The organism is Polaromonas sp. (genome assembly GCF_012927415.1).
In the GTDB taxonomy this organism is placed as follows: Bacteria; Pseudomonadota; Gammaproteobacteria; order Burkholderiales; family Burkholderiaceae_C; genus Polaromonas.
The window spans coordinates 1-18,306 of the sequence record NZ_JABBPF010000091.1 but is presented as its reverse complement, the minus strand read 5'-3'; the positions used below and the strand labels follow the sequence as shown (position 1 = coordinate 18,306).

General features: G+C 62.1%; 18 protein-coding genes and 1 pseudogene. 7 read left to right on the top strand and 12 right to left on the bottom strand.

Translation table 11 applies throughout. From position 1 onward, the window contains the following. The 8 genes and pseudogenes from HHJ19_RS09530 to HHJ19_RS09495 all read right to left on the bottom strand — a co-directional run. A partial coding sequence (locus tag HHJ19_RS09530; RefSeq protein ID WP_296906430.1) for a uracil-DNA glycosylase occupies positions 1-612 on the bottom strand: 612 nt, incomplete at its 3' end. 8 nt (positions 613-620) lie between these two features. Continuing rightward, positions 621-1,412 carry an indole-3-glycerol phosphate synthase TrpC gene (trpC, locus tag HHJ19_RS09525; protein ID WP_296906427.1) on the bottom strand — a complete coding sequence of 264 codons (792 nt, stop codon included), beginning with the start codon at positions 1,410-1,412 and terminating at the stop codon, positions 621-623. A gap of 18 nt (positions 1,413-1,430) precedes the next feature. After that, positions 1,431-2,474, bottom strand: a complete 1,044-nt coding sequence (gene trpD / locus HHJ19_RS09520; RefSeq protein ID WP_296906425.1) for an anthranilate phosphoribosyltransferase — start codon at positions 2,472-2,474, stop codon at positions 1,431-1,433. 61 nt (positions 2,475-2,535) lie between these two features. Next, positions 2,536-3,192, bottom strand: coding sequence for a LysE family translocator (locus HHJ19_RS09515; RefSeq protein WP_296906422.1), 657 nt, complete (start codon positions 3,190-3,192; stop codon positions 2,536-2,538). Continuing rightward, positions 3,185-4,234, bottom strand: a complete 1,050-nt coding sequence (gene ltaE / locus HHJ19_RS09510; protein ID WP_296906419.1) for a low-specificity L-threonine aldolase — start codon at positions 4,232-4,234, stop codon at positions 3,185-3,187. Before ltaE ends, HHJ19_RS09515 begins: the two co-directional genes overlap by 8 nt. Positions 4,235-4,291: 57 nt before the next feature. Beyond that, a complete protein-coding gene (locus HHJ19_RS09505) occupies positions 4,292-4,876 on the bottom strand; it encodes an aminodeoxychorismate/anthranilate synthase component II (protein WP_296906436.1) in 585 nt (194 codons plus the stop codon). 12 nt (positions 4,877-4,888) lie between these two features. Further along, positions 4,889-5,203: a chorismate mutase gene (locus HHJ19_RS09500; protein WP_296906416.1), complete on the bottom strand. Its 315-nt coding sequence runs from the start codon at positions 5,201-5,203 to the stop codon at positions 4,889-4,891. Between the two features lie 3 nt (positions 5,204-5,206). Next, a pseudogene (locus HHJ19_RS09495) lies at positions 5,207-6,784 on the bottom strand (chorismate-binding protein). Between the two features lie 440 nt (positions 6,785-7,224). On the opposite strand from HHJ19_RS09495, the gene HHJ19_RS09490 reads away from it, so the two are divergent. Next, a complete protein-coding gene (locus HHJ19_RS09490; protein WP_296906413.1) occupies positions 7,225-7,812 on the top strand; it encodes a chalcone isomerase family protein in 588 nt (195 codons plus the stop codon). 59 nt (positions 7,813-7,871) lie between these two features. Here the strand turns inward: HHJ19_RS09490 and HHJ19_RS09485 are convergent, their stop codons facing one another. The 3 genes from HHJ19_RS09485 to rpe form a co-directional block, all read right to left on the bottom strand. Next, positions 7,872-8,585, bottom strand: coding sequence for an HAD-IA family hydrolase (locus HHJ19_RS09485; RefSeq protein WP_296906411.1), 714 nt, complete (start codon positions 8,583-8,585; stop codon positions 7,872-7,874). A gap of 47 nt (positions 8,586-8,632) precedes the next feature. Beyond that, positions 8,633-9,901, bottom strand: coding sequence for a hypothetical protein (locus HHJ19_RS09480; RefSeq protein WP_296906408.1), 1,269 nt, complete (start codon positions 9,899-9,901; stop codon positions 8,633-8,635). A gap of 145 nt (positions 9,902-10,046) precedes the next feature. Beyond that, on the bottom strand, positions 10,047-10,748 hold the full coding sequence (gene rpe, locus HHJ19_RS09475; RefSeq protein ID WP_296906405.1) for a ribulose-phosphate 3-epimerase: 702 nt from the start codon (positions 10,746-10,748) through the stop codon (positions 10,047-10,049). A gap of 93 nt (positions 10,749-10,841) precedes the next feature. On the opposite strand from rpe, the gene apaG reads away from it, so the two are divergent. From apaG to HHJ19_RS09455, 4 genes are all read left to right on the top strand, one after another. Then, a complete protein-coding gene (apaG, locus tag HHJ19_RS09470) occupies positions 10,842-11,237 on the top strand; it encodes a Co2+/Mg2+ efflux protein ApaG (protein WP_296906401.1) in 396 nt (131 codons plus the stop codon). Positions 11,238-11,247: 10 nt separating this feature from the next. Continuing rightward, on the top strand, positions 11,248-13,224 hold the full coding sequence (locus HHJ19_RS09465; RefSeq protein ID WP_296906398.1) for a site-specific recombinase: 1,977 nt from the start codon (positions 11,248-11,250) through the stop codon (positions 13,222-13,224). Between the two features lie 216 nt (positions 13,225-13,440). Beyond that, a complete protein-coding gene (locus HHJ19_RS09460) occupies positions 13,441-14,700 on the top strand; it encodes a cation:proton antiporter (RefSeq protein WP_296906395.1) in 1,260 nt (419 codons plus the stop codon). Then, a complete protein-coding gene (locus HHJ19_RS09455; protein WP_296906393.1) occupies positions 14,690-15,829 on the top strand; it encodes a YbdK family carboxylate-amine ligase in 1,140 nt (379 codons plus the stop codon). Before HHJ19_RS09460 ends, HHJ19_RS09455 begins: the two co-directional genes overlap by 11 nt. Positions 15,830-15,929: 100 nt before the next feature. On the opposite strand, the gene HHJ19_RS09450 is transcribed toward HHJ19_RS09455, so the two are convergent. Beyond that, entirely contained in the window at positions 15,930-17,246 is a 1,317-nt protein-coding gene (locus HHJ19_RS09450) for an Nramp family divalent metal transporter (RefSeq protein WP_296906390.1), read from the bottom strand. Between the two features lie 300 nt (positions 17,247-17,546). Between HHJ19_RS09450 and HHJ19_RS09445 the strand changes: the two genes are divergently transcribed. Further along, a complete protein-coding gene (locus HHJ19_RS09445) occupies positions 17,547-17,828 on the top strand; it encodes a hypothetical protein (protein WP_296906387.1) in 282 nt (93 codons plus the stop codon). A gap of 170 nt (positions 17,829-17,998) precedes the next feature. Beyond that, the coding region (locus tag HHJ19_RS09440; RefSeq protein ID WP_296906433.1) for an AIR synthase related protein at positions 17,999-18,306 on the top strand (308 nt) is incomplete at its 3' end.

Genomic DNA, 18,306 nt, shown 5'->3' with positions numbered 1-18,306 from the left:
GGTGGCGGCGACCCGCTGGCGCTTTCCCTGCGCGGGCGCCCCCCAGAGCATGAAAACGACCGGTTGCGATCCGGCAGACACCTGGCGAATCAGGCTATCGATGAACATCTCCCAGCCCCGCCCGGCATGGCTGGCAGGACGACCTTCCTCTACCGTCAAACAGCTATTCAGCAACAGCACGCCAGAGCTCGCCCAGCGTGCCAGGCTGCCGCCCGGGACCGGAAAGAGCGGCGGCGGCATCCCCAAATCGCGCTGAAGTTCCTTGAAGATGTTGCGCAGGGAAGGCGGCGGGCGTACACCGGGCGCGACCGAAAACGCCAGTCCTTCGGCTTGTCCGCGCCCATGATAAGGGTCCTGCCCCAGGATGACCACGCGCACCTTGTCGGGCGGCGTGAGCGCCAGCGCACGCAGGGGCTGGGGCGGAAAGATCACCGCGCCCTGCGCCAGCCGCTGGCGCAGGAAATCGAGCAGCTTGAGACCGGTTTCGTCCGCAAAAAAAGCGTTTACCGCAGGCTGCCAGCCGGGCGCTACCGGCCAGGCCGAGGGGTCGGCACCCGTCAGCTGATCAGGCTCATCCGGAATCGGCATTCCGGCCAGCTGCGCCTGTTCCATGCCGGCTGCTAACCGCCAAACAGCTCGGCCAGCGCAACACCCGGGTCGTCGGCGCGCATGAACGCCTCGCCGACCAGAAACGCGTTGACTTTGGCCTCGCGCAGACGCTGAACATCGGCGGGCGTGGCGATGCCCGATTCGGTCACCAGCAAGCGGTCGGCGGGCACTTTGCCCAGCAGGCCCAAAGTCGTGTCAAGCGAAACCTCAAAGGTCTTCAAGTTGCGGTTGTTGATGCCGATCAGCGGCGTCTTCAGCCTGAGGGCACGTTCGAGTTCGGCCTCGTCATGCACCTCGACCAGCACCGCCATGTCGAGCGACATCGCCAGCGCTTCGAATGCCTTCATCTGCGCGTCGTCAAGGCAGGCGGCAATCAGCAAAATGCAGTCGGCGCCGATGACGCGGGATTCGTAAACCTGGAAGGCATCCACGATGAAATCCTTGCGCAGCACCGGCAGGCTGCACGAAGCCCGGGCCTGCTTCAGGTAATCGATGCTGCCGTGAAAAAACTGCTGATCCGTCAGCACCGACAGGCAGGCCGCACCGGATTCAGCGTAGGCCTGGGCGATATCGGCGGGAATGAAGTCGGCGCGCAGCACGCCTCTGGACGGGCTGGCCTTTTTGATCTCCGCAATCACGGCCGGCTTGCCGCTGGCAATTCTGGCGCGCAGCGCACCGGCGAAGTCGCGCGTCAGCACGCGGGACTCGGCGTCCGCGCGCATGGCCGCCAGGGGCTTGCGCGCGATCGCAGCGGCGACTTCTTCGCGCTTGACGGCGACGATCTGGTTCAGGATGTCAGACATGGTTTTCAGGTTGCCGCCTCAGGCGGCCAGTTTTTGGGTGATTGATACCAGCTGCTGCAGACGCGCCTTCGCGGCACCTGATTCGAGCACTGCCGTCGCGAGCAGAATGCCTGCCTGTATGGAGTCTGCCACGTTGGCGGCGTAAAGCGCCGCGCCGGCGTTCAGGATGACGATGTCGCGCGGCGCGCCGGGCTGGTTGTCCAGCACGCCCAGCAGCATGGCCCTGGATTTTTCGGGTGAGTCAGCACGCAGCGCGCGGCTGCTGGCCATGGGCATGTGGAAGTCTTCGGGATGGATTTCGTATTCGGTGATCTCGCCGTTTTTAAGCTCCCCCACCAGGGTGGCCGCGCCCAGGCTGACTTCATCCATGCCGTCTTTGCCGTAGACCACGAGCGCATGTTCCGCACCCAGGCGCTGCAGTGCGCGGACCTGAATGCCAACCAGGTCGGGATGAAAGACGCCCATCAGGATGTTCGGCGCGCCGGCCGGGTTGGTTAGCGGCCCGAGGATGTTGAAGAGGGTCCGGATGCCAAGTTCCTTGCGAATCGGCGCGACGTTTTTCATCGCCGGGTGGTGATTGGGCGCAAACATGAAGCCGACACCGACTTCCTCGATGCAGCGGGCAATCGCCTCGGGTGACAAATTGAGCTGGATGCCGAGCGACTCGACCACGTCGGCGCTGCCCGAGGAGGAGCTGACGCTGCGCCCGCCGTGCTTGCTGACCTTGGCGCCGGCAGCGGCGGCGACAAACATGGCGCAGGTCGAGATGTTGAAAGTGTGCGAGCCGTCACCGCCGGTGCCGACGATGTCGATCAGATGCGTCTTGTTGGCGACGTGGACCTTGGTCGAAAACTCGCGCATCACCTGCGCGGCGGCGGTGATTTCGCCAATGGTTTCCTTCTTGACGCGCAGCCCGGTAATGAACGCTGCCATCATCACGGGCGACATCCCGCCGCTCATGATGAGCCGCATGATGTCCAGCATCTCGTCGTGAAAAATCTCGCGGTGTTCGATCGTGCGCTGTAGCGCTTGCTGCGGCGTGATCCTGGGGGTGTCGGGCATGATTTTTGTCCTTTGTTTGCGTGGATTGTCGGCGCTGGTGATGGGCGTCCTGGCCGGGCGCTCAACTCGCCGGCGCATCGGTAAAGGCCAGCTTCAGGCCAAAACCGATGAACATGAGACCGGCCACGCGCTCCAGGCCCTGCAAGCCGCGCTGCACCGCGCCCATGCGCCGCGCCATCCAGCCGGCCAGCGCGGCCCAGCCGATGTTGACGAAGACCGCATTGAAATTGAACAGCAGTCCCAGCAGCAAGAAGGCAAACGGCTTGTTTTCAGCCCCTGGCGCAATGAACTGCGGCACAAATGCGAGGAAAAACAGCGCCACCTTGGGATTCAGCGCATTGGTCCAGAAACCGCCAAAAAAAATGGCTTTCATGCCTCTAGTCGCCGTTTTATCGCTCTTTGATGCTATTGAATCCGGAGCGCCAGAGGCTGGCCGCGAAAGCAGCATGCGCGCCCCCAACCACAGCAGGTAGACGGCGCCCAGCCACTTGAGCACGCTGAAAGCGGTGGTCGAAGCGGCCATCAGCGCGCTCACGCCCACCGCGGCGGCGGCGATGTGGACAAAGCAGCCGGCGGTGATCCCCAAACCCGCCACGATACCGGCGCGCGCGCCAGCGCGCAGCGCCTGGCTGACGATGTAGAGCACGTCGGGGCCGGGCGTGAGATTGAGCAACAAGCCAGCCGCGACAAATAGCAGCAACTGATGGCCATCAGGCATGGAAAAATTCCCGCACCGCGGCAATCGCCCGTTCAACGCCGGCTTCATCGACATCCAGATGGGTGGCGAAGCGCAGGCGGTAAAGACCGGTCGCCATGATGCCGCGCTGCTGCAAATGGGCCAGCAAAGCGGACGACCGCGGTTTGGCGTCGCCGTTCAGGTCTACGAACAGCAGATTGGTCTGCGGAACTTCCACCTGCAAACCCGCTATGCCCGCCAGCCCGCCGGCCAGCCGCCGCGCCAGCGCGTGGTCTTGCGCCAGCCGCTCGATGTGGTGGTCCAGCGCATGGGAAGCCGCCGCCGCAAGAATGCCAGCCTGGCGCATGCCGCCACCGGCCATCTTGCGGATGCGGTGGGCCCGCGCGATGAAGTCGCGCGAGCCGCACAGCGCCGAGCCGATGGGTGCGCCCAGGCCCTTGCTGAAGCAGACCGAGACGCTGTCAAAGCATTGCGCAATACGCCTTGCCTCAGCCTGCGCATTGCCGCCCGTTTGAGCGGCCTGCGCCACCGCGGCGTTGAACAGCCTCGCGCCGTCCAGATGGCGGCCCAGGCCCTTGTCCTTGGCGAACCCGGTGGCCTGTTGCACATACTCAAAAGGCAACAGCTTGCCGCCGAGCGTGTTTTCCAGCGCAAGCAGCCGCGTTCGGGCGAAATGCGCATCGTCGGGCTTGATCGCCGCTTCAATATCGGCCAGTGCGAAGGTGCCGTCGGTCTGGTGATTCAGCGGCTGCGGCTGCACGCTGCCGAGCACCGCCGCGCCACCCCCTTCCCAGCGATAGCAATGCGCCTGCTGGCCGACGAGGTATTCGTCGCCGCGCTGGCAATGGCCAAGAATGGCGCAGAGGTTGCTCTGCGTGCCGGTGGGAACGAACAGCGCGGCCTCGAAGCCGAGCATGGCGGCGATTTTCTCCTGCAAGGCGTTGACGCTCGGGTCATCGCCAAACACGTCGTCGCCGACCGGGGCCGCCGCCATGACGGCGCGCATCGCCGACGTCGGCTGCGTGACCGTGTCACTGCGTAAATCAACCGTCTTATTGATCATTTCGGGCCCTTGTCCAATAGATACAGCCACAAACAGCTATTAAATAAATAGCAAACTTCATTCGCGCTGCTCCAGGAAGTTCTTCAGCATGGCGTGGCCGTGCTCGGTCAGGATCGACTCGGGGTGAAACTGCACACCCTGAATGGCCAGTTCCTTGTGGCGCACGCCCATGATTTCGCCGTCGTCGGTCCAGGCCGTCACTTCCAGCGCCTCGGGAGAGGACGATTTTTCGATCGCCAGCGAGTGGTAGCGGTTCACCGTGAACTTTTCCGGCAGGCCGGCGAAGACGCCTTGCTGCGTGGTCGTGATGACGCTGGTCTTGCCGTGCATCAGCGCCTGCGCCCGCACAATCTTGCCGCCAAACGCCGCGCCTATGGCCTGGTGGCCCAGGCAGACCCCCAGAATCGGCAGCTTGCCGGCAAAGTGCCGGATCGCAGCCACCGAAATGCCGGCCTCGGCAGGCGAGCACGGGCCGGGCGATACCACCAGCCGGTCGAGCTGCCCCGCCTCCAGCCGCGCGGCAATCTCGGCCACCGTGATCTCGTCGTTGCGGACCACCGCCACCTCCGCGCCCAGCTCGCCGAAATACTGGACGATGTTGTAGGTAAAGCTGTCGTAGTTGTCGATCATCAGAAGTTTCATGCGTGACATGGCTCAGGCCTCCTGGCGCAGGCGCTGGAACTCGCCATGCTCAAATTCGATGAATGCGCCAATCATGGCGCGGTAGCCCGCCGTGATCACGGCCTCGGGTGCGCCCTGCTCGCGCGCCATGCGTTTCACGCGGTCGACGATGAAGTCGATGCGCGCCTGGTCGTGCACCTGCGTGGCGACTTGCTTGATGCGGGCGGCCTGCGCCACGTAGCCGCTGCGTTCGGCCATCAGCGCCACAATGCGCTCGTCCAGCGCGTCGATGTGCTGGCGCACCTCGGCCATCGTGTTGCAGTGCTCAACCTTGTCAATGACGGTCATGGCTTACTCCAGTCCTTCTTCGACCAGTTCGCTGGCCCTGAGCAGCGCACGCGCCTTGGCTTCGGTTTCTTTCCATTCGAGTTCGGGCACCGAATCGGCCACCACGCCAGCCGCCGCCTGCACATACAGCACCTGGTCCTTGATGATGCCGGTGCGGATCGCAATCGCCACGTCCATGTCGCCGGCATAGCTGAGGTAGCCACAGGCGCCGCCATACAGGCCACGTTTGCTGGGCTCGAGCTGGTCGATCAGTTCCATCGCATGCACCTTGGGCGCACCGGTCAGCGTGCCGGCCGGGAAAGTCGCCTTGAGCACGTCCATGCTGGTCATGCCATCGAGCAAAATTCCTTCGACATTGCTGACGATGTGCATGACGTGGCTGTAACGCTCGACGGCGAAAGCCTCCGTCACCTTCACCGTGCCGGTCTTTGCGATGCGGCCGATGTCGTTGCGCGCCAGATCAATCAGCATGACATGCTCGGCGCGCTCTTTCGGGTCGTTGACCAGTTCGCGCTCCGCCACCTTGTCGGCCTCGATCGAGGAGGCGCGCGGCCGGGTTCCGGCCAGCGGGCGAATCGTGATTTTTTGATCAAACTGAGCCCCCACGCTCGTCACTGCCGTGTACTCGCTACCCCCCGCAGGGGCGTTCGCGTCTTGGGGCGGCCCGGCGACGCGAGCCACCTGCTCCTGGCGCACCAAAATCTCGGGCGAAGCGCCAACCACATGAAAATCGCCGAAATGGTAGTAGTACATATAGGGCGACGGGTTGAGCGAACGCAACGCCCGGTACAGCGACAGCGGCGACTCGGTGTAGCGCTTCTTGATGCGCTGGCCGACCTGCACCTGCATGAAGTCACCGGCCTCGATCAGCTTTTTGGCGCGCTCCACGGCGGCAATGTAGTCGGCCTTGGCAAACTCGCGCTCGGCCGGATAGCCCTGCGACGGCTTGACGACAGGCGCGCTGACCGAGTACTTGAGCTGTTCCTTGAGTTCACGCAGCCTCTTTTTGGCATTGGCATAGGCTTCGGAGCCGGCCGGATCGGCATAAACGATGAGATACAGCTTGCCTGACAAATTGTCGATGACGGCCAGTTCCTCGCACTGCAACAGCAGGATGTCGGGGCAGCCCAGCGTGTCGGGCGGGCAGCTGCTTTCAAGCTTTTTCTCGATGTAGCGCACGGCGTCATAGCCAAAGTAACCTGCCAGGCCGCCGCAAAAGCGCGGCAGGCCAGGCCGTAATGCGACTTTGAAACGCTTCTGGTAGTCGCTGATGAAGTCGAGCGGATTGCTTTTTTAGGTTTCGACCACCTGGCCGTCGGTCACGACTTGCGTCAGTACGTCAGCGCCGAAACCCGAAGAGCGCAGCAGCGTGCGGGCGGGCAGGCCAATGAAGCTGTAGCGGCCAAAGCGCTCGCCGCCGACCACGGACTCCAGCAAAAAGCTGAATTTTCCACCGTCCCTGGCATTGGCGAGCTTGAGGTAGAGCGAGAGCGGGGTTTCAAGGTCGGCGAAGGCTTCGAGCATCACCGGAATGCGATTGAAGCCTTGGGCCGCCAGGCTTTTGAATTCGAGTTCAGTCATCTCTATGGGTCCTTCACCAAAGAACGACGCGCTTGACGGGCGCCGTCCCTGTCATTCAAAACACCCCGAAGTCCGGGGCCGGAATACTCTCGCGTGGCGCAAGAGCGCATCAATTCGGGATCAGGCAGGTTGCGGAAACGGCGCACAGACTCGGCGCTAATGCGTGGACCCGTGAACGCTCTAGGCGTGCGCGGCAGGGCAGGGACGCCAAAGCCAGGCTCCCCAGCCGGCACAAGCTGTTTGATTGATGCGATGAATGAACATGTTGCCCAAAGTGTAGCAAAGAGCCGGCCTGTGCTGCCAGCGTTAAAAAAGTCACGCAAAACTGGACTGGTACTAATGCTGATCTCGCAAACCCTGTTGCCTGGGGGTTGCGACAGACTTGAAAATGGGGAAAAGAGAACGCTCGTTCTATTTATAAACTTTCCCAGGAGATACCCATGACTTTGACCACACGATGCATCACCGGACTGGCTGGTTTGCTGATATCACTCGGCGTGCTGGCCGCACCGGTTGAGATTGCAGGCGTCAAACTCGATGATTCGATCGACTTTCAAAACACAAAGCTGCAACTCAACGGGGCCGGTATTCGTTACAAAGCCATTTTCAAGGTTTACGTGGCTGCGCTCTACCTGGGAAAGAAAGTCGCCACGCCGGAAGAAGTGTATGCGGCGCCGGGGCCCAAGCGCATGAGCATCACCCTGTTGCGCGACATTGACTCCAAGGAACTTGGCAAGAGCTTTACCAAGGCCTTTGAAGAAAATGCACCCAAGGCAGAAATGTCCAAGCTGATCCCCGGTCTGATCCAGCAAGGCCAGATTTTTGCAGACCAGAAAAAAATAGCGGCGGGTGAAGGTTTCACCATCGACTGGATTCCCGGCACGGGCACCGTCATTTTAGTCAAGGGAAAGCAGCAAGGCGAAGCCATCAAGGAGGTCGAATTTTTTAATGCCATGATGCGCATCTGGCTGGGCAACAAACCGGCCGACTGGAAACTCAAGGAAGAGCTGCTGGGCAAGGCGTCCTGAGGCAGATCAGCTGATTTTCAGCCCAAGCCGGGCCGGACAAAAGGGCGCAAGCCCTTTTGTTATTTGTGCAAATGCCGGTTTGCAATTTCCACAAGCGAGTCAACAAAGCCATCGGCGTCAATCGCCCGTACCGGCTCGCCATGGTTGTAGCCGTAGTTCACCAGCACCACCTTGCAGCCGGCAGCCCGCGCGGCCTTCGCATCGTTGCTGGAGTCGCCAACCATCAAGGTTCGCGAGGGAATCGTCCGCAAAAATTCGCAAGCCTTCAGCAGCGGCAGCGGATCTGGCTTCTTGCGCTCGAAGGAATCACCGCCGAAAACCTCACTGAAAAAGCCGTCCAACCCCTTCATTTTGAGCAGCGAGCGGGCAAAAGCCAGCGGCTTGTTGGTCAGGCAGACGAGCTTGAGGCCGGCCTCCTGCAGGCCGAGCAGGCCCCGACTCACGCCGGGGTAAACCGACGAATACTGGCCATTGATGGCGGCGTAATGCGACTGATAGCGGGCATAGGCAAACTCGTAGATTGCTATTGAATCAATAGCTAAAAGTGCCGGTATCGATTGGACCTGAAGATGGTTTAGCACGGATTTTATCAAATGCCCGGAACCCTTGCCGACCATTCGGCTCACGGTGACGCTGTCAAGCGTGTTGTCCGGAAAATCACGGGGTGAGAGGTCCACCAGCATGCGGTTCAGCGCCACCACGAAGTCGCCCATGGTGTCGACCATCGTGCCGTCAAGATCCACGATGGCTGCGTCATATCGGCTGTGGCTCAAAATAAAGAAGTCCTGAATAGAATGCCGGGAGGAAAAATTCGCGGCCTTCACTGTCCGAGCGATTTGCTCAAATACAGTTGCTTGAGCGCAGGCGGGAAAAATTTTCCGGTGTACGCGTCGGACAGCTCATAGGCATTGGACCAGCCCCACACCACCACGCCCGCGTAATCAGTGCTGGCAACGTCGACCAGGTTGTTCAACAGCTGGGCAAACAAGGCGCGCTGCTCTGGCGTCCACCGGTTCGGCAATGCAGAAAAAACAGGCGCAAAGCCCTGAATGACCAGCCATCGGTCCACTGAAGGATGCGCGATCTTCATGTAGGCGGCAAAGTGGCGCGCCCGTGAAACAGTCCGATCGACAGTCGGCGCGTCCAGCGTCTGCGCATACGTATCGGTGGCCACGAACTGCAGCCCCGGCAAAATCGCTTCAAAAGCGGCAACCATCAGCGGATCAGTGCTCCATACCGGTGCCACGACCACGCCCAGGGTGGCCGCTGGAAGCCTGCTGTTCAGCAAGGCAATCGACTTTCTGATGCCATTGACACGGCGCGGCAACGTGAGCGGCTCGGTGCCGGCAAAAGGTTCGTCATAAACCACTACTGCCAGCCCGGGAGCGCTGAACACCGAGGGGTATTTTGCGATGGCAGAGCCGAGGTCCTGGGCTGCCGTCGAACGCAGCGCGCCGTCACTGCCCATCAACAGCCCGCCCAACCCCAAGACGGGAGTGCGGCCTTGACGAACAATGCGCTCGGCGACATCAAGGTTGGCGGTGAAGTCCAGCCTGCTGGCAAAACTCTGGCTGGCGAAATCGGCCCCGCCGTTGATCGCACCGGCCACATTCAATGGCGTGGTGGTCGCCGAATACACCTGGTCGGGTGACAGATCAGGATAGGCGCTGCCGCAGGCCTGACTGTAAATCTCGGCAGTGCAGCGGAATGCATCACAAGCCAGGATATAACTCGGCACGGCGGGATAGCCACAGGTGGCGGACTCGCTCTGTGGCGTATCCGCAGGATTGGTGGTGAAACACGAAGTACCGGCCGGCATCAGCTTGCTGCATTCGCGCGGAATACCACCAAAATTCGTGATCGGATACGGTCCCGTTCCGAAGGCGTACAGAGGCAAGGCCCGGCCTTCGGCCAGCACTGCCAGGGGCGTCGCGCCACCGGCACAACGCATTGCAGGGCTGCCGGGCAGCGGTCGGCCGAAGAAGTCTTTCAGCACGCCATTTCCCGCGCAAACCGCGGCAGAACTCACCGCCGGCGCGACGGCTTGAGCCTGGGCTTGCAAAGCGCATGCGACAAGGAGGCCACCCATCACCCGGGCGATTGATCTAATGTTTACATTTATTAACAAGAGTTGCAATCCTTCAGCTGTCTGTTTTATCAGCGACAAAGGCCTGCGTGCGCGTGCAAGCCATGGCGCTGCTTCAGGTCACAACACAGACAAAAAGCCATGCAGTTCATGACTCAGCTTTGAGCGCGTTCCGCATTGCGTCGATCACGGCTTTGTAGTCGGGTTTGCCGAAAATGGCGCTGCCGGCGACAAAGGTGTCGGCGCCGGCCGAAGCCACGCGGGCTATGTTCTCGGTCTTGATACCGCCGTCGACCTCCAGGCGGATGTCCCTGCCCGACACGTCAATCCGCTTGCGCGCCTGCTCAATCTTGCGCAGCGACGAGTCGATAAAGCTTTGCCCGCCAAAGCCGGGGCTGACACTCATGATGAGTATCAGGTCGATATCGTCAATCAGCCAGTCCAGCACATCGAGCGGCGTGCCCGGGTTGAATACCAGCCCGGCCTTGCAGCCTTTGGCCTTGATGGCCTGCACGCTGCGGTGGACCTGGCCGGTGGCTTCGGGGTGAAAGCTGATCAGGTCAGCTCCTGCGTCGGCAAAAGCGGCGGCCAGGTTGTCAACCGGCTGCACCATCAAGTGCACGTCAACCGGCACGGCTGAACCATCGGCGCGCTGGGCGTGCGGCTTGAGGGCCTGGCAGATCATCGGGCCAAAGGTCAGGTTGGGCACGTAATGATTGTCCATCACGTCAAAGTGGATCCAGTCGGCACCGGCGGCGATGACGGCCTTCAGCTCGTCGCCGAGGCGCGCGAAGTCGGCTGACAAAATGGACGGCGCAATCCGGTAGGTGGGCAGCGTGGTTTTACTCATGGTGAAGATTGTCGCAGCAAGCCGCACCGCATGTTGCCGGGCTATGCATGCATGGCAGGGCGTTAAACTGGCAGCCAACCGCATTTTTCAGCCATGCCCAAATACCAATTTTCCTGCGAAGTCATTCCCCAATACCTGCCCGAGCAGTCAGCGCCGCAGGACTCGGTCTATGGCTTTTCCTATACCGTCACCTTCACCAATACCGGCGAGGTGGGCGCGCAACTGATTTCGCGTCACTGGATCATCAGCGATGCCAACGGCCACACTGAAGAAGTCAAGGGCCTGGGCGTGGTCGGTCACCAGCCCATGCTCAAACCCGGCGAGTCCTTTCAGTACACCAGCGGCTCGCGCCTGCGCACGGCCAGCGGCACCATGCACGGCAGCTTTTTTTGCGTGGCCGAAGACGGCGAACGCTTTGACGTGACGATTCCGCTGTTTGTGCTGGAAGCGGTGCACGGCAGCGAACCGGCCAAACGCGTGCTGCATTGAGTTTTCTGTCGTGAGCTTTGCAACCAAGGGCCTCGCGACCCTGCTCAGGGCACTGGACCCGGGGGCGGAGCTGGCCGATCGCCACGTCTGGGTCATCCAGCTGTTTGAATGGATTCGCGGCGACCAGACCTCGACCCAGGCCGCGGTGGCGCGAATTCAGGCCTTCATCGAAGCGGTGCAGCGCCAGCCGGAAGTTCAGGCCCGTTTGCAGGCCTGGTGGGAAACACTGGTCCAGACTGTCGACATCACTACCCTGCTGGCAGATTTCGGCTTTGCGCCGCGCACCGCCTTCATCAGTGAACTGGCCGAGCGCTTGCGTCGCAAGCTGCTGCCAGGCACGCCTGAAACCACCGACGCCGCCGAGCTGTTTCCGCTGGTGGCTCCCAGCCGTTTTGACGCCCAGTGGATGAGCGCGCTGGAAGAAACGCAGGTCGAGCAACTGACGACACTGCTGTCGGCCAGCCCCGGGCGGGACGCCAGACGCTGGCACTACAACCTGATGGACTCGCTGACCTATTGCACGGCTCAAATTCGCGCCACTGGTTTTGCACCGGAGCTGCGGCTGCGCATGAACCGCTCCAGCCCCCACGCACGCGCCTTTCATGCCTTGCCCGCCGATGTGGAGGAATTGCGCACGGTTTTCTTCCAGCCGGTGCGCGACGAGACGGCACTGCAGGCCGCTGTGATGCAGTACCGAGCGCGGCTCGATGCCTGCCGCCAGGCGGTCAACAGCATCTATGCGCATCTGGAGGAAAACGGCATTTCGGTCGGAATGGTGTTTCGCCTGCGCCAGTTGCGAGCGCGTATGCTGCGCCAGCGCGAGCTGCTTGAAGCGCTGCTATCGCCAAAACCCGCCATGGCCGCGCTCAAGCTGCTGGCGCGACGCGTCACCATCGCGCAGGAAAGCAAAAGCATCGGCGCGCTGATCAGCGCCAACTCCACGCTTTTATCGGCCAAGATGGCCGAGCGCAGTGCCGAAACTGGCGAGCACTACATCACCCGCAACCGCGCCGACTACAAGGAAATGCTGGGTATGGCGATGGGCGGTGGCGCTGTCACCGCCCTGACGACGCTGCTTAAGTTCATGGTCGTGGGCATCGGCCTTTCAGCATTCTGGAGCGGCTTCTGGGCCAGCATGGCGTATTCGGGTACCTTCGTGATGATCCAGCTGCTCCATTTCACGCTGGCGACCAAGCAGCCCGCCATGACCGCGCCCGCCATGGCGGCGAAACTCAAGGATATCGATTCGGACGAAACCGTCACGACGCTGGAAGACTTTGTCGATGAAGTCGCGCACCTGGTGCGCTCGCAGGTGGCGGCGGTGTTTGGCAACGTTTTCATGGTGGTGCCGGCAGTGCTGCTGGTCAATACCATTGTCCAGCTGCTGCTCGGCCGCCCGATGATTAGTCATGAGAGCGCGCTGCATGTGCTGGCGTCGCTCTCGCTGCTGGGGCCGACGCTTCTCTGGGCGGCGTTTACCGGCGTGGTCCTGTTTGCGTCGAGCATGATCGCGGGGTGGGTGGAAAACTGGTTTGTGCTGCACCACATAGGATCGGCAATGCAGCACAACCCGCGTTTTACCGCGGTGCTCGGTGCTGCGCGCGCGGCCCGCTGGTCGGTTTTCATGCGTGAGCATGTTTCAGGCTTTGCCTCCAACATTTCGCTGGGCTTCATGCTTGGCCTGATTCCGGCGTTTACCGGCTTCTTCGGCATGGAGCTAGAACTGCGGCACGTCACGCTATCGACCGGGCAACTGGCGGCGGCAGGCGCTTCACTCGGTCTTGAGGCGTTCAGACATGCGGCCATATGGTGGTGCATTGCCGCCATTCCGCTGATTGGCGTGCTGAACCTGGGCGTGAGTTTTTACTTTGCGTTCCGGCTGGCGCTGCAGGCACACAACGTCAGCAGGCTGGACCGCGCCCGCATTCGGGCGGCGATATGGACGCGCTGGCGCAGTCATCCGGGCAGTTTTTTTGTCCCCCGCTAGGCCGCCGTTGCCGGTCTTGTCCTACACGCCGACTGGCGTTAGGCCTGTAAGTTAAAGCGGCGCAGTACTTTTCCGACGTTCGCCGTCCTTCATGGCTGGTTTTGGTGCCCCGGCAACAGTGCTTTCCTCCGCTTTTCACTTCTGCATACCCGCCTGACCGAAAATGACAGGCGCGGCTGTGAAAGTCCAACACCTCTATCAAGGAGACCAACACCCATGAATGAAATCCTGGCCATCTGGGCGGAATGGATCAAGCCGTCGGCCGGATTGCCTACCGTCCAGTGGTCAATCCTGCTGGCGCTGGCCGCCGCCGCAGGGCACCTCATCAACCGCTACACCGGCTTGCCCAAGGTGGTCGGCTATTCGGCGGTCGGCACTTTTGCCGGCCTGGCCGGCTTTTCAGGCGCGGTCTGGCCCCTGCAGGGCACCGGGCTGTTCCTGCTGGAGCTGGGCGTTGCCGTCGTGCTGTTTGAGGCGGGCGGCCGCATTCCCCTGCGCTGGTTCCGGCACAACCCAATGGTGCTGGTGCAGAGCCTCGCCGAATCCACGCTGACTTTTTTCCTGGTTCAGTGGGTACTGGGCCTGATGGGCGTGCGCGAAGTGGTGGCCGAGTCAATTGCGCTGATTGCCATGGCAGCCTCGCCGGCTGTGCTGCCCCGCGGGGCGATCGACCCGCGGGCCGCCGGACCGGTGACGGAGCGCTCGCTGGTGCTCTCCACTCTCAGCACCCTGTATGCACTGACGCTGTGTAGCGCACGCGCCGGCATGATGCCACGCGGCGAAGCGGGACTGTCGAACACCCTCTTTCCGGTGCTGGTGGTGCTGGGCCTGTCGGTTGTGGTGGGTGCCGTGCTGGCGCTGGTGCTGCGGGCTGCGTTGCGTGTCATGAGCCCGACCAGCGAAAACACCGCCATCGTCCTGTTGACGATGATTGCGGCCGGCGCAGCGGTGGCGGCCAACTTTGGCGGCTCCGCCCCGCTGGCGGCGCTGCTGGGCGGCATGCTGCTCAAGCAGCTCAATCCACGGCCCTGGTCCTGGCCGCGACAAATGGGCACGGCTTCGTCCATGCTCACCATGCTGATGTTCGTGCTGGTGTCGGTGGTCGCGGCGCAGGCCGACTGGAGCCGCCCTGTCGCGGGCCTGGTGCTGGCACTGGTAGTGGCCCGCATGCTGGCCAAAATTGCGGGTGTCGCCCTGGGCAATGCCAGTAGCGGTACCAGCTGGAAGCAAGCCTTGTGGGTGGGCTGCGCCATGTCGCCGATGTCATCGGTGGCGCTGCTGCTGGTGTCGCAGTATGTGGCGGCGTCCAGCCTCATCGGTCGCCAGATTTCCAGCATTGCTCTGCCCGCCATTTTACTGATGGAACTGCTGGGCGCCGTGCTGGCCACGGTGGCGCTTTACCGCGCCGGTGAATGCTCCAAACCCTGGGCGCCGATTGTGCGCAGCCCCGCAACCGGTCCTGTCCATGAGTCTTGAACCCTTCCAGAAATCGGCGGCCCTGTCACTGGGCGTCGAGCTTGAGCTGCAACTCGTGAACACGCACGACTATGACCTGGCGCCCTACGCCGAAGACATGCTGCGGCTGATGACCAAAATTCCCTTGCCCGGCGCGGTGGTGCCCGAGATGACGTCGAGCATGATCGAGATTTCCACCGGCGTGTGCCAGTCGTCCTCCGAAGTGCTGGGCCAGCTCACGCAAACCCGCGATGCACTGGTCAAAAGCGCCGACAAGCTCAACATTGCCGTCGTCGGCGGCGGCACCCACCCCTTCCAGCAGTGGCATGAGCGCCGCATCTACGACAAGCCGCGTTTTCGGGAACTGTCCGAACTTTACGGCTACCTGTCCAAGCAGTTCACCATCTTCGGCCAGCATGTGCATGTGGGCTGCCCCGATGCTGACAGCGCGCTGCTGACACTGCACCGCATGTCGCGCTACATTCCGCACTTCATCGCCCTGTCGGCTTCAAGTCCGTATGTTCAGGGCCAGGACACGGCGTTTGACTCGGCGCGGCTCAATTCGGTGTTTGCCTTTCCGCTGTCGGGCCGCGCGCCATTTGCGCTGACCTGGGACGAGTTCACGGTCTATTTCAACAAAATGGCGCACACCGGGGTGGTCAAGAGCATGAAGGATTTCTACTGGGACATCCGGCCCAAGCCGGAATTCGGCACCATCGAAATCCGGGTGTTCGACACGCCGCTCACCGTCGAGCGGGCCGCTGCACTGTCCGTCTATGTGCAGTCACTGGCGGCGTGTTTCATGAACGAGCAGCCCTTCATGCCGACCGAGGACGACTACCTGGTTTACACCTATAACCGCTTCCAGGCCTGCCGCTTTGGTTTGGATGCGGTCTATGTGGACCCGGAAACCGGCGGCCACATGCCGCTGCGCGAGCACATCCTGATGACCATGGGCCAGATTCAGCGCCAAGCCGTCAGCGTGGGGGCCAGTGCATCCATCCATTTGCTGCGCAGCAGCGTCGAGCGTAACGACAACGATGCCCGCTGGTTGCGCGAGCGGCAGGGCAAGGAACGTCTGCTGGCCGAAGTCATCCGGCAGGCGGTAGAGCGGTTTCGGGGTGGCGTGGTCCACAATCAGTTGCCCTGAGCGTCACCGGACCTCAAACAATACATGGCCCAGCCCAGGCGCCACCGCCGCAAGGCGTGACTGCATTCATATCGCCTGAACAGTCCCTGTATGGGCGTTGTTAAAAAATCAACGAGATGACCAGCCACACGTTGGCGACGCTGATCACGCCGAACAGGCTCCAGGCCGCCAGCTTGAGCGCCGGGCCGTTGGCAAACCCGCCCATCAGCGCGCGGCTGCTGGTGAAGCGGATCAGCGGCCACATGGCAAACGGCAGTTGAAAGCTGAGCACCACCTGGCTGAGCACCAGCATTTTTCCGACGCCGCCATCGCCAAACCACCAGACACCTAAAAAGGCCGGGCCCAACGCCAGCCCGCGCGTGATCAGGCGGCGCTGCCAGCAGGGAATTTTCAGGTCCAGAAAACCCTCCATGATGATTTGCCCGGCGATGGTGCCGGTGAAGGTCGAGCTTTGGCCCGACGCCAGCAGCGCGATGGCGAACAGGCCGGCCGCCAGTGCGCTGCCGACGATGGGCTCCAGCAGGCGGTGCGCATCGGCGATGTCGGCAACTTCGCGGTAGCCGTTGCCGTGAAAGGCGCTGGCGGCCAGAATCATGATGGCCGCATTGACCCCCAGCGCCAGCGACAAGGACGCCAGCGTGTCAAACGTGGCAAAGCGCACCGCCTCGCGGCGACCCGCGTCGGTGGGCTGCAGGCGGCGCGTTTGCACGATGGACGAATGCAGGTACAGGTTGTGGGGCATCACCGTAGCACCCACGATGCCGATGGCGAGGTACAGCGCGCCGGGCTGCTGCAGTCGCTCCAGACTGGGTACAAAACCCATCGCCACGCCCAGCCAGTTGGGCTGCGACAGGGCCAGTTCGACCACAAAGCAGCCGGCAATGGTGAACACCAGTCCCAGCACAATCGCCTCGACGCGCCGAAAGCCCGCCCCCTGCAGGCCGAGCACCAGCAGCGTGTCAAACGCCGTGATTGCAATGCCCACCGGTATCGACACGCCGAACAGCAGATGCAGCGCCAGCGCACTGCCCAGCACCTCGGCCAGATCGCAGGCGACGATGGCCACCTCTGCGCCCAGCCACAAAAAACGGTTGACTGCGGTCGGGTAATGCTCGCGGCAGGCTCGCGCCAGGTCTTTCTGCGCCACGATACCCAGACGCACACACAGCGTTTGCAACAGCATGGCGGCGAGGCTGGCCAGCAGCACGACAAACAGTAGCCCGTAGCCAAAGCGGGAACCGGCTTCAATATCGGTGGCCCAGTTGCCGGGGTCCATATAGCCGACCGAGACCAGCAGGCCCGGGCCGGCAAAACGCAGCAGCTTCTTGTGAAACGGCAAACCCTGCTCAATAACAACGCTGCCCTTGACCTCTGAAGGGCAAAAAGGCGCAGTAGCGGTTCTTGGCAGTGAAAACATGAGACAAAGTATAGGAGGGAGAGTCGCCCGCGGCAGTAGCAGATTGCTATTTTTGCGATAGCGGCATCTACCCTCTCGATTGAGGCGCGTCCAAATTTAAGGGCAACAGAGGGGTAGCCTATTGAATGATTGGCGCGGCGTCCTCAAGTTTTACCAGCCAGTCACGGCAGACCCCATGCGGCATGCACCCGGCCAGGATTTTCCTGGGTCACCCAATCACCCGATCAGCAATCGCATCAAGCTGCGCCTGGCGTACCCGGACAAGTCCATGCCCTTGGGCAGGAACTGGCGCATCGGGCCATGGGTGTGCTCATGGATGCCTCGCCGCCATGGGCTGTGCGGATCGCAGAAATACACCGCAATCCCCGTACGGGCGCCGAGCTGCTGGTTGGGCATCTATTCGCCCCGGTCACCAGACCATGTACTGCGCTCAACCCGCTTGCCGAGCGCACTTTGGTTTCCCGTGACTTTGATCAAGTCGCCCTTCCGGTATTCAGGAAACTGGCCATCCACAACCTTGAGCGCGCGCACATGGATGCCCTGCAGGTGGGCCAGGTTCCCACAGCGATCCTCACCCTTTGAGACGCGACTGGCGTTTGGGCCGCGTATCCTGTGCAGACAGGCAACGCGTTCCTTGCGCGGCTCTCCCCGGAGGTGGGGTGTCGATGACTGCCCACTGACCGTTTGCGGAACCTAACCCGCTCCGTCTATCGGTTGCGCTTCGCCACTGCGCTGCCTGTATGCTTGCCACCATGGGCGAATTCGACATCATCGCGCGCTATTTCACGCGTCCCACGGCAAGGGCCGTGCTGGGCGTGGGCGATGACTGCGCGCTCGTTCTTCCAACACCCGGAACGCAACTGGCTATTTCCAGTGACATGCTGGTTGAAGGTAGACATTTTTTTGCCGACGTGGACCCTTTTGCGCTGGGCCACAAGGCGCTGGCTGTCAACCTGAGCGACCTGGCCGCCTGCGGTGCCACGCCGGTCGCTTTTACGCTGGCGCTGGCCCTGCCCAAGGCTGACGACGCCAGGCTGGCGCCTGTTTCGCGCGGGCGTTT